The 12,053-nt window shown below is 59.8% G+C and carries 10 protein-coding genes; 6 read left to right on the forward strand and 4 right to left on the reverse strand.

Features of this window, described 5'->3' with window-relative positions; genetic code table 11:
* Positions 1-25: 25 nt before the first annotated feature.
* Positions 26-739, reverse strand: a complete 714-nt coding sequence (locus CR254_RS14385; protein ID WP_180956025.1) for an ABC transporter substrate-binding protein — start codon at positions 737-739, stop codon at positions 26-28.
* A gap of 72 nt (positions 740-811) precedes the next feature.
* Here CR254_RS14385 and kynU point away from each other — a divergent pair, with 72 nt between their 5' ends.
* Genes kynU through CR254_RS14400 form a run of 3 tightly spaced genes read left to right on the forward strand, consistent with a single transcriptional unit; the run spans position 812 to position 3,053 of the window.
* Positions 812-1,999 carry a kynureninase gene (gene kynU, locus CR254_RS14390; RefSeq protein ID WP_097931178.1) on the forward strand — a complete coding sequence of 396 codons (1,188 nt, stop codon included), beginning with the start codon at positions 812-814 and terminating at the stop codon, positions 1,997-1,999.
* Between the two features lie 11 nt (positions 2,000-2,010).
* Positions 2,011-2,820 carry a tryptophan 2,3-dioxygenase gene (gene kynA / locus CR254_RS14395; RefSeq protein WP_245851658.1) on the forward strand — a complete coding sequence of 270 codons (810 nt, stop codon included), beginning with the start codon at positions 2,011-2,013 and terminating at the stop codon, positions 2,818-2,820.
* On the forward strand, positions 2,817-3,053 hold the full coding sequence (locus CR254_RS14400) for an Lrp/AsnC ligand binding domain-containing protein (RefSeq protein WP_097931182.1): 237 nt from the start codon (positions 2,817-2,819) through the stop codon (positions 3,051-3,053). The genes kynA and CR254_RS14400 overlap by 4 nt, the downstream gene beginning before the upstream one ends.
* A gap of 39 nt (positions 3,054-3,092) precedes the next feature.
* On the opposite strand, the gene CR254_RS14405 is transcribed toward CR254_RS14400, so the two are convergent.
* From CR254_RS14405 to CR254_RS14415, 3 genes are all read right to left on the reverse strand, one after another.
* Positions 3,093-5,510, reverse strand: coding sequence for a GcvT family protein (locus tag CR254_RS14405; protein WP_097931184.1), 2,418 nt, complete (start codon positions 5,508-5,510; stop codon positions 3,093-3,095).
* Positions 5,511-5,543: 33 nt separating this feature from the next.
* The gene (locus CR254_RS14410; protein ID WP_097931185.1) at positions 5,544-7,100 is read right to left on the reverse strand and encodes a trimethylamine methyltransferase family protein; all 1,557 of its coding nucleotides are present in this window, start codon (positions 7,098-7,100) and stop codon (positions 5,544-5,546) included.
* A gap of 120 nt (positions 7,101-7,220) precedes the next feature.
* Entirely contained in the window at positions 7,221-7,889 is a 669-nt protein-coding gene (locus CR254_RS14415; RefSeq protein ID WP_097931187.1) for an HAD family hydrolase, read from the reverse strand.
* A gap of 46 nt (positions 7,890-7,935) precedes the next feature.
* Here CR254_RS14415 and CR254_RS14420 point away from each other — a divergent pair, with 46 nt between their 5' ends.
* Genes CR254_RS14420 through CR254_RS14430 form a run of 3 tightly spaced genes read left to right on the forward strand, consistent with a single transcriptional unit; the run spans position 7,936 to position 12,044 of the window.
* The gene (locus CR254_RS14420; RefSeq protein WP_097931189.1) at positions 7,936-8,370 is read left to right on the forward strand and encodes an acyl-CoA thioesterase; all 435 of its coding nucleotides are present in this window, start codon (positions 7,936-7,938) and stop codon (positions 8,368-8,370) included.
* Positions 8,371-8,429: 59 nt separating this feature from the next.
* Positions 8,430-8,870 carry a MarR family winged helix-turn-helix transcriptional regulator gene (locus CR254_RS14425; protein WP_097931191.1) on the forward strand — a complete coding sequence of 147 codons (441 nt, stop codon included), beginning with the start codon at positions 8,430-8,432 and terminating at the stop codon, positions 8,868-8,870.
* A 9-nt stretch (positions 8,871-8,879) separates the two neighbouring features.
* Complete coding sequence (locus CR254_RS14430) at positions 8,880-12,044, forward strand: 4Fe-4S dicluster domain-containing protein (RefSeq protein ID WP_097931193.1); 3,165 nt, start codon at positions 8,880-8,882, stop codon at positions 12,042-12,044.
* Positions 12,045-12,053 lie beyond the last annotated feature (9 nt).

Raw genomic sequence — 12,053 nt, forward strand, 5'->3', positions numbered from 1 at the left:
GCGGCCTGAGTAAATCGGGCCGCTGCTACCCCTCGCATTGTGCGGGCGGCACATCCGGCAGCGTCTCGATATAGCTGTGGGCGGGGCCGAACGGCGTCTGACGCATCTGTCGCAGGTATTGCCGTTGCAGCGGGGCGCCATGTGCCGTGAATTGCAACTCGCCCCGAACCGAGATGAAATCTGAGCTTTGCATCGTGGCGAAGAAGGCGACGTGATCCTGCGGGCTGGCGACGTTCAATGTGCTCAGCAACAGATTGCCGAGGTCATAACCGATGGCGGCATTCAGGCTGGGCAGTTGGCCATGGCGATCATGAAATAGCGCCACAAACCCTTGGTTCGCGTCATTTTCCCCGCCCAAATCATAGGCCCATGGCGCGATGGAGTACGTCCCCATGATATGGTCAGTTATCGGGCCTGCATCAGGATGCGCCGCGCCGTGCAAATCCAGATACATCTGCTGGCAGGCCTGCCCATTGGGGCCAAGGGCAATGCGGATCGAGCTCTCATACTGCGTAAGATCGTGGGCGCTGGCGATAATATCGGCCTGCACGGGATCGTTCGGCGCATGCAGGGTTAGTGAGATTGGCGCGCTTGGCGATTGACCTAGCGCCAGATGCAATCCAGCGACAATCTCGTCCTGCGGCTGGGCAATCAGGGCAAGCCGCAGCACCTCCGCATGGGTCTGCACGCTCAACAACAGATAGGCGATTGCAGGGGCAAGGATGTGGATTGAGCTCATCTGATAAACCATTTCCCTTGAACCCTACCCACCTTCCCTGAAACAACGGAATTCACAATACGGAGAGAGAACGTGACAAACTTCGATGCGACCAAGCAGATGTTCCATGTGCCCGAGGGTGTAATCTATCTGGACGGCAACTCGCTGGGCCCTTTGCCGGTTGCGGCAGGTGCACGGGTTGCATCGATGATGGCTGATGAATGGGGTGAGATGCTGATCACCGGCTGGAACACGGCCGGCTGGATGGCGCAACCCATGGCGCTGGGTGATCGTATCGGACGCTTGATCGGGGCAGAGGCAGGTCATGTGGTGCTGGGCGATACCCTGTCTATCAAGGTATATCAGGCGCTGGCCTCCGCGTTGAGCATGACTGATCGCAAGGTTATCCTGAGCGATAGCGGCAATTTCCCGTCCGACCTGTATATGGCCGAGGGGTTGATCCGGAGCTTGGGTCAGGGCCACGAATTGCGTGTTGTCGCGCCCGAGGATGTCGCCGACGCAATTGATGAAACCGTCGCAGTGACCATGATTACCGAGGTGGATTATCGCACCGGACGTAAACACGACATGGCGGCCCTGACGGCCAAGGCACATGCGGTTGGTGCGATCACCGTTTGGGATCTGGCTCATTCCGCGGGCGCGCTGCCCGTTGATCTGGCCGGTGTGGGCGCGGATTTCGCGGTGGGGTGTACCTATAAATACCTGAATGGCGGGCCGGGTGCGCCGGCCTTTATCTACGTCGCGCCACGCCATGCCGACCGTGCCGTTCCCGCGTTGAGCGGCTGGCTGGGGCATGAGGCACCGTTCGCCTTTGACCAAGCTTATCGCCCCGGTGTCGGGATTGAGCGGATGCGGGTGGGCACGCCATCGGTCATTCAAATGGCCTCGCTCGACGCGGCGCTGGATGCGTGGGACGGGGTGGATATGGCGGATCTGCGCAGCCGCTCCATCGCGCTATGCGATCTGTTCATCGCGCAAGTAGAGGCGGCAACCGACCTCACCCTTGCCTCGCCCCGCGATGGTGCGCAACGTGGCTCGCAGGTCAGTTTCCACCACCCGCAGGGCTATGCGGTGATGCAGGCATTGATCGCACGCGGTGTGATCGGTGATTTCCGCGCGCCGGACATTCTGCGCTTTGGCTTTACTCCGCTATATATCGGTGAGGATGAGGTGCGCCGCGCCGCGGCCATTCTGGCAGAGATCATTGAGACCGCCAGTTGGGATAAGCCGGAATTTCACGCTCGGCAGGCAGTGACATGACGGAGACCCCGATGAGTGACGCAATCACCGATTTTTCGGAACGGATGTCCTATACCGATTACCTTGGGCTGGATGCGATCCTGACAGCACAACATCCACGATCTGATGCGCATGACGAGATGCTGTTTATCGTGCAGCACCAAACATCGGAGCTGTGGATGCGCTTGGCAATTCACGAACTGGATGCCGCGCGCACTGCCTTGCAGCAAGAGGACATTCGCCCCGCGTTCAAGATGTTGTCGCGGGTGGCGCGGATATTCGAGCAGTTGAACAATGCGTGGGACGTGCTGCGCACCATGACGCCGTCGGATTACACGCGGTTTCGCGAGAGCTTGGGCCAATCCTCCGGCTTTCAATCGTGGCAATATCGCCGGATTGAATTCATGCTGGGCAATCGCAATGCCGCGATGCTGAAACCCCACGCCCACCGCCCTGAAATGGCGGCGGCACTGATCGAGGAATGCGCGCAGCCCTCGCTATACGACATCGCCCTGCGTCGGTTGGCCGAGGTGGCGGATGTGCCGGTTGCGGTATTGGACCGCGACCTTAGCCAACCCTATACCGCCGATCCGCGTGTGACCGCAGCATGGGCCACGGTCTACCGTGCGCCTGAGGCAAACTGGCAGCTATACGAGCTGGCGGAAAAGCTGGTGGATATGGAGGATTACTTCCGCCGCTGGCGTTTCAATCACGTCACAACGGTAGAGCGGGTGATCGGCTTTAAGCGCGGCACCGGCGGTACGGGCGGCGTTAGCTATCTGAAAAAAATGTTAGAAACCGAACTGTTCCCTGAACTCTGGCAAGTGAGAACCGATCTATGAGCGCTGTATTCGTACAACTCCGCTGCAAACCCGGCACAACCTATACCGTGGCTGATGAATTATATGAGCGGGAAATCGTCTCGGAGCTATATTCCACGTCTGGTGAGTGGGATTTGCTGCTAAAGGTATATCCGCCCGAGGATGTGGATATCGGCCACTGGATCAACGAAAACGTGGCGAATATCACCCATGTTGAACGGTCCATGACGACATTGACGTTCAAGGCGTTTTGACCCCCGCGCCGTAACGCGGGGATTTGACTGGGCGCGGGTTTAGCTGCGCATCCGGCTGGAATTGGCGTCAAAGGCAGGTTGCGCCTGTTTGTGCATGGGCAAACGCTTGCCCAGCACCTCAACCTCCCAGCCGGTATCGGCATTGGCCAGCTCAACCGGAACATATCCCTGCGCCATCGCGGTGCCCTGATTGTGGGCATAGCCGCCAGAGGTGATCCAGCCGCGCACCTGACCCTGATGCCAGATCGGCTCATCCCCGATCGGGTCGCTATCTATCGCATCAACGCGGAAGGTGACCAGCCGCAGGGCGCCGCCGGTTTCACGTTCGGTTAGTGCGGCCTGCTTTCCAATGAAATCCGCAGGTTTGTCATAGGCGACGAAACGGTCCAGACCGGCCTCCAGCGGACCATAGACAGGGCGATATTCGCGGCCCCAGCTAGACCAGTTTTTCTCAAGCCGCAGCGCGTTTAGCGCGCGCACTCCAACCGGCGCAATGCCCAGATCCGCACCCTGAGCCATCAGCAAATCCCAGACATAGCGGGCGTAATCTGTGTCCATCCAGATCTCATATCCCAGATCGCCGGTATAGGTTACGCGGCCAACGGTGCAGGGTGCATGGCCAATGGTCATCGGGCGCATCGCCATGAATTTAAACGCATCGTGACTGACATCCTGACCCGTCACGCGGGCCAGCAGGTCACGCGCCTTGGGGCCCGCGATGGAGATGCCGCAGGTGCCTAGGCCCATGGAGGTGATCCGCATATCGGGCAGGCGGTGTGCCTCGAAATGGCGCAGGTAATATTCCTCGGCCACGCCTGAACCGGCCAGCCAATAGTGATCGCCTATATTGGCCAGTGACAAATCGCCGATCAGCTTTCCGTTCTGGTTCAACATAGGGGCCAATGTCATGCGGCCTGTTTGGGGCAGTTTGCAGGCCAGAACTTTGTCCAGAAACGCCTCCGCCTCCGTGCCTGATACCGTGAATTTGGCGAAGCCGCTAATGTCCAGAATGCCGACCCCATCGCGGACGGTAGCAACCTCTGCCGCGACATGATCGTGATCGGTGGAGCGGCGCCACGAAAACGCATCGCTGACCCCATCAGGCGCGTACCAAAGCGGGGTTTCCAGCCCATAGGACATGCCCATTTGCGCCCCCAGCGCGATGTGCCGATCATACAACGCCGCCGTGCGCAGGGGGCGTGCGGCGGGCAGTTCCTCGTTCGGGAAGCGGATGCGGAACCGGCGGGAATAATTCTCACGGACCTTTTCATTGGTGTAGCTCATCGTGGCCCAATTGCCGAAGCGCGCCACGTCCATGCCCCACACGTCAAAACCCGGATCGCCATCGACGATCCAGTTGGACAGGGCCAGCCCGACGCCGCCGCCCTGACTGAACCCGGCCATCACGGCACAGGCGCACCAATATCCGGGCAGTCCGCGTACCGGCCCAACCAGTGGATTGCCGTCAGGGGCAAAGGTGAATGGCCCGTTTATGGCTTGCTTGATCCCGACATTTTCAAGCGCGGGGAAGTGTTTGAACGCCACCTCCAGCGAGGGGGCGATGCGGTCGAAATCAGGCTCCAGCAGCTCAGCCGAGAAATTCCACGGGGTTTCACGCGGCTGCCACGGGGTTGCGGCCTGCTCGTAAGTGCCCAGCAGGATGCCGTCGCGTTCCTGCCGAGTGTAAATCTCCCCCTCGAAATCGATGATATGGATGACTTCCTCGCCGGTGCGTTCCTTGTAATCGGCAACCTCGTCCACGCGCTCGGTCAGTAGATAGTGGTGTTCCATCGCCAGAACGGGCAGTTCCAGCCCGACCATGCGGCCCACCTCACGCGCCCATAGGCCACCGGCATTGATGACGTTGTCGGTGGTAAATTCGCCCTGACTGGTCTGGATATGCCAGGTGCCGAATTCGTCGCGGGACATGCCGTCAACTTTGGTTTTCTCGTGGACTTTCGCGCCGTTCATGCGGGCGCATTTGGCGTAGGCATGGGTGGTGCCTGATGGGTCCAGATGCCCCTCGATCGGGTCCCACAATCCGCCGATGAACTCCTTGTCGTTCAGAATGGGAAAGCGTTCCTTGGTCCATTCCGGCGTGACGATATCCAGCTCCATCCCCATATAGCGGCCACGGGCCTGCGCCATATACAGGCTTTCCATCCGCTCCTTGGTCTTGGCCAGTTGAACACCGCCGGTCAGGTGCAGGCCGCAGGATTGGCCGGACATCTCCTCGATCTCCTTGTACAGCTCGACGGTGTATTGCTGTAATTTGGCCACGTTCGGATCACCGTTCAGCGTATGAAACCCGCCTGCCGCATGCCAAGTGGAGCCGCAGGTCAGCACGTCGCGTTCCAGTAGCGCCACATCGGTCCAGCCGCGTTTGGTCAGGTGGTACAGGACAGATGCGCCAACGACGCCCCCTCCAATTACGATAGCGCGGTAATGCTGTGTCATGGATCGGTTCCTTTCGGAGGGGTCTTGGGTAGATTAGAAATCGGTCGGCGCGCCGCCCTCGGATTTACGACGGGCGACAAAGGCGGCTAGTTCCTCACGGGTGGCGTCGTCCATTGCGGGCGGTTGGTATTCGTTCAGGACGCCCTTCCATATCTTGTTTGCACGCTCGGCCGCCCAAACGGCGCCGCTCTCCTGCCAAGCTTCGAAATTGCGCCAATCGGACATGAAGGGGGAATAAAACGCGGTTTGATACCGGTCCTGCGTGTGCTGCGTGCCAAAGAAATGTCCGGCGGGGCCGACCTCCGCAATGGCATCAAAGGCTAGGCTGTCAGGATCGGTCGCCGTGATGCTTGGCTCCATGTAACGCTGGATTTGTTGCAGTAATTCGCAATCCATCACAAATTTCTCGTAGGAGGCGATCAAACCGCCCTCCAGCCAACCAGCCGCGTGATAGACTAGGTTCACACCGGAATTCACCGCCGCCCATAGCGAGTTCGAGCTTTCCCACATCGCCTGCCCATCCGGCGCGTTCGAGGCGCAGGCATTCGACGCCCGCATCGGCAGCCCGTAAAACCGCGCCATCTGTCCGGTCATCTGCGTGGCGCGCACATATTCCGGTGTACCAAAGGCGGGTGCGCCGGTTTTCATATCGACATTCGAGGTGAACGACCCCAGCGCAACACCCACACCGGGGCGGATGAATTGCAGCAATGCGATGGCGGCCAATCCCTCGGCCACGGATAGGGCGACCGCACCGGCCATTGTGACCGGTGCCATCGCACCGGCCAGTGTAAACGGCGTTACGATAACCGGCTGGCCGCGTCGCGCGAACCGCATTGCGCCGTCCAGCATGGGCCAGTCATGCTTTAGCGGGCTGGACGAATTGATGTTGGTGTAAACATGGGGGGATGCCTCGAAGGTGCTGTGATCCAGACCTGAGGCAATGCGTGCCATCTCGATCACGTCTTCGACCCGCTCTGGCCCCAGTGAATATGCATGCACAACCTTGTCAGTCAGGGTCAGCTTTTCGTACAGGCAGTCGAGATGCCGAACGCTGGCATGCACGTCCACTGGTTCCACCGGATAGCCGCCTGCAATGTGGATGCAGTTGAAATACTGGGTTAGTTTGAGCAGGTCGCGAAAGCTGCCCATGTCGCCCACGCGCCGCCCCCGATCCAGATCCATGACATTGGGCGGCGACGACACGTTGACGAAGGCCATATGCTTGCCTCCGATCGTTACCGCATGGTTTGGATTACGCGGCGTCAGCGTGAATTGCGACGGCGCATGGGTCAGCATTTCCATGACCCATTCGCGGTCCATCCGCACGTTTTCCCCCTCGATCCTGCACCCCGCCTTGGCCAAGGTGTCGCGGGCCTCGGCGTTCAGGAATTCTACGCCGACTTCCTCCAGCACGCGCATGGCGGTGTCATGGACTGCGGCGACGCCTTCGGGGGGCAGGGGTTCCGTGGGGCGGTCGATATTTATCGGCTGCTGCCATGGCATCTGGGCAATGGTTTCGGTCGCCCCACGACGGGCATTACCTGCCCTCCCGCCGGAGCGTCCGCGCTTTGGTTGATGTGCCGTCATGGTGGCTCCTCCGCGTTATCTCAGTCCACAAGACGAGGGGTTGGCGGAGGATTCTGTGCGAAGCGCGACTGATTGTGTCGTTTTCGGTGGCTATGTGGTCGGCATGTTGCGCAGTTTTACCTACAGCCAATCCGGCAAGTGGCTGATATCGGGCAGCACCGAATCCGCGACAGACAGAATTTCGGCGCCCGCAATCCCGGTCAGAACCCCAAGCGTCCGCATGCCTGCTGCTTGCCCTGCGTGGATATCGTGCAGGCTATCGCCAACCATCAGGCACTGCGCGGCGGAGGTGCCAAGCATTGTCGCGCAGGCCAGCAGGGGGGCGGCGTCAGGCTTTGCACCATGTCCGCTATCGTAGCCGATAATGGCGTCGAAATGATGCGCCACATCCAATGCCGTCAATTGCTCACGGGCCGCGCCCTCGGAATCATTAGTCATCACGGCCAGCTTGATCCCGCGCGCGCCCAGTAGAGTGAGTAGGGCGTTCAGCTCGGTCGCGGGCGCAGGTGTCACCGGACGTGAGAGCATATGTGCAATCAGTTCTGTTCGATCCCAGTCCGGCAACAGGGGCAGCATCAGGTCCGCAGAATCGTCCGGTGTTCCCGCAATTACAGGGCTGTTGGTGGCATATAGCCCCGTATCCAGATCAAAGCCGACACAGCCGGACAGGGCGCGGGCGTGACCCTCATCCCGCGTCAGGTCGCGCATCAGAGCGGTGCACCACGGGGCCCAAGTCTTGTTAAAACTGAAAAGGGTGCCGTCCTTGTCGAAGATGATAGCTTGCGTCATGGATAGGTCCGTTAAATGGAGAAGCGCCAATGAAGCAGGACTATTCATGAGCCGACCAGCCCCCGCTACCCGTGATGCCTATCGCGTCTTTGACCGGCTGCCAACGCGCTGGCGTGACAATGATGTTTACGGGCATATGAATAACGCCGTCTTTTATGAATTTGTCGATACGGCAGTGAACAATTGGATCATTGCCAGCAAAACCCTGATCATCCCAAACGGTCCCGTCATCGGTTTGGTCGTGTCATCCGACTGCAAATTCAATGCGTCGCTGGGATATCCCGATCCGGTTGATGCGGGGATACGGGTTGCCACTGTCGGGCGCAGTTCCGTGCGGTACGAGGTTGGCCTGTTTCGCGGCGACGCGCCCGCCGCCGCAGCCGAGGCAGGATTTACCCATGTTTATGTGGACGCGCAGTCCAGACGACCTGTTCCGTTGCCAGTGGAGTTCGCAACAGCATTGCGTGGGCTGGCTAATTAAGTTGACTGCATCAATTTAAATTCATTGACGGAGTCAACTTTAATCGCCACGCTGCGTCCATGACCTATGATTTAAAAGCATCCTTCGGATATCAGTTGTCGCGTGCTGCCCGTGCGGTGGAGCGTGGATTTGAGGAGGAGCTAAAAGCCCTTGATCTGACGCGCCTGCAATGGTGCCTGTTGCTGGGCATCGGGCAGGATGGCATCACCCAACCCTCGGGGCTTAGTGAGCATTTCGGGCTGGACCGTGCGGCAGTATCGCGTGGTCTGACGCGCTTAGAAAAACAGAAATATCTGCGTCGTGTTGTCTGCGATCAGGATGCGCGCAACCGCCTGTTGGTCATCACCGATGAGGGGCGCGTTGCCATGCAGGCCGGTATCGACGCGGCAGAACGCAACGCGGAGCAGGTGTTGCTGGCCCTGCGACCACGCGAACGTATTCGGGTCGTTGACCTGCTGGCGGCCTTTAACGACGCCCAAACTCCTCTCGACAAACTATAAGGAGGCGTCATGCGCCTGCGTTCCTACGCTGACCGACCGATGCACCTTGGCCCATATCCGCAGGAGCATGTGCCCCGTGCGACTGATGTGCGGCTGGATAATGTGCCTGCGGATCGCCCTGTTAAAACGCCGCATACGCCATTGGGTAAAGCGATTTCGCGCTATCAGGCGATGCTGGACGCAATCCGTGATGGCTTGGTCAAGGATGAGATGGCGCAAGTGCCTGATGATCCTCAGGAGCGCTCGAACCATCTGAAGTCCTTTGCCTATTATTGCGATGTCAGCCTTGCCGGTGTGGCGGCGATCACGCCCGAGATGTGGTTGGCATCCCCCGTTGCAAATCCGGCGGTTGGTGCACTGGCGCAGGATTTGCGGACACGCCAAACCTCGACCTTTAGCGCCGGTATCGACGTTATCATGGCCGAGCTACGGGAAAGCGCGGAGGCAGCGCCCGTTGATTGCCACCAGCACACGCATGCTCTGGTCTACTTGTATGCGCATCCTCGCGACCCCAAGGATGCACCGGGTGAGTGGATGTTGCAGGACGCGCAGGATGCCCGCGCAGCATTGCGCGCCGGTGAAACGGGCGCCGTGCTGGCCAACTATATCCGCCTGCTGGGGTTCGAGGCACGGGCCCATCACGGCACCGCCTCTGACGTGCATTTAGGCAAGATGGCAGTTGCCGCAGGCTTGGCCCGTGTTGAGGGCGGTAAGCTGGTAAACCCATGGCTGGGTGCGGAGTTCGGCATCGGCGTTGTCACGACAACATTCGATCTGGCACCGGACGCGCCCTTGGCCAGTGGCAGTAAGGGCGGCGCGCAATGGTGGTTGGGCGCTCAGTCGAAAACCGCGCTGAACGGCGATCCCTATGCCTCACGCGATTTTGCCGCCGGACCGCATCCGTTCGAGACGTTGAAGCGGGTCGAAAATCCAACAACCTATATTGATGAGCCGCGTGTCCCGCGTGTTCCCAAACGTGCCGATATGTTCAGCCGTGCCCTGTTCGGCGATATGGGCCGCACCCCGCAGGACAATGCCAAAAACGGCAATTACGTGCGCAAATCGGCGTCCGCCTTTGCGTTTCGCCGTGCGCTGGGGGCGTTCACCTTGTTGCAGGACGGCCCCGCGCAGGCCAAGGACCCGCGCGCGGATGAGGAAAAGCGAAACGCGGACTGGATCAAGGCGGCCAGCTATTTCCTGGGCGCGGATGCAGTGGGGATCAGCCGTTGCCCTGACTGGGCGTATTACTCGCATGATGCAAAGGGCGACCCGCTGCCAGCCTATCATCGCAATGCGATCTCGATGATTATCGATCAGGGGCATGAGACGATGGAGGGCGCAAGCGGTGATGACTGGATCGCCTGCGCGCAATCCATGCGGGCCTATCTGCGGTTCTCGCTACTTGGTGGCGTGATCGCTGAGGCTATCCGCGAAATGGGGTACGAGGCCCGCGTCCACTCTGTCATCGATGGTGAGGTATTGCAGCCGCCGCTGATGCTCTTGGCCGGATTGGGTGAGGTCAGCCGGATTGGTGAGGTGATCCTGAACCCGTTTCTGGGGCCGCGCCTGAAATCGGGTGCAATCACCACCAACATGCCGATGGTGCATGATGCGCCGATCGATTTCGGCCTGCAAAAATTCTGCGAGGCTTGCAATAAATGCGCCCGTGAATGCCCTTCCGGCGCGATTACCGCTGGGCCAAAGCGGATGTTCAACGGCTATGAAATCTGGAAAAGCGATAGCCAGAAATGCACGACCTACCGCATCGGAACCGAGGGCGGCGCGATGTGTGGACGGTGCATGAAAACCTGCCCTTGGAATCTGGAGGGCCTGTTTGCCGAGGCACCGTTCCGCTGGGCCGCGATGAATGTACCGGGGGCGGCAAAGCACCTTGCAGCGCTGGATGACCGCCTAGGGCGGGGCAATATGAACCCGACCAAGAAGTGGTGGTGGGATCTGGAGATGGAGAGCGACGGGCCCTATCGGCCTAGCAGCAAACCGCTTAACGCTCGCGAAATCGCTCCGGAACGTGTGCTGAAACATGAGGATCAGACGCTGGCGGTTTATCCCGCTGATCTGGCCCCGCCGCCATGGCCGTTCCCCTATCCGATGGATCGTGAGGCAGGGATCGAGGCCTATCAAAACCTGATCAGCGCCGATGATTACCGCAGCCGCGTGGCCGCTGGTGATGATCCTGCGCATAAACGCCCCGATTTCGGTGGGGAAAGCCCCGTGCTGCCCCTCGTAATCTCGCGGGTGGAACACATGACCGGCGATGTCGTGAAATACGAGTTCCGCAACCCCGATGGCAGTGATCTGCCCGAATGGACCGCCGGGGCGCATCTGGACATCGTGGTCGCGCCGGAATTCCTGCGCCAATATTCGATGTCGGGCAATCCGGCGGATCGTTCGGTTTATCAGATTGGTGTGCTGCGTGAGGATGAGGGCCGTGGCGGATCAGCGCTGATGCACCGTATCTTTACCGAGGGGCGGCGCGTTTATATTTCGCGACCGATCAATCATTTTCCGTTGCACGATACCGCGCCGCGCACCTTGCTGATGGGCGGTGGCATTGGCGTAACGCCGATGATCGCGATGGCGCACCGACTGCATGAATTGGGTCAGGAATTCGAGCTGCACTATTCGTGTCGCACGCGGGCCTCGGCTGGGTTCTTGGCCGATTTGACAGCGGCACCATGGGCGGATCGGGTACATCTGTGGTTCTCGGATGAGGTACGGGCGGACCTGTCGCAAATCCTGACGCCCTCGGACGGGGCGCATGTTTATACCTGCGGACCAGAACGATATATGGGTGCAGTTCTGGATGAGGCGGAGCGGCAGGGCTGGCCTGAGGAAACCGTGCATAGGGAGTATTTCTCGGTTCCTGAGGAGCCGGAATATGAAAACCACCCCTTCACATTGTCATTGCCAGATGGGCGCGAAATCGCGGTCAGTGCTGAGGAAAGCGCAGCAGACGCCCTGATCGCGCAGGGCATTGCGGTGGACGTGAAATGCGCTGACGGGCTGTGCGGAACCTGTAAATGCGGGTTGATCGCGGGGGATGTGGAGCATCGGGACCATGTCTTGTCCAAGGCGGATCGCAAGGGCGCAATGATCCTGTGTCGTTCACGCGCAGCACAGGCAGGGGGTAGCATCGAAATCTCGCTGCTTTGACTTGCATGT

Source organism: Pontivivens marinum (genome assembly GCF_900231835.1).
GTDB lineage: Bacteria > Pseudomonadota > Alphaproteobacteria > Rhodobacterales > Rhodobacteraceae > Pontivivens > Pontivivens marinum.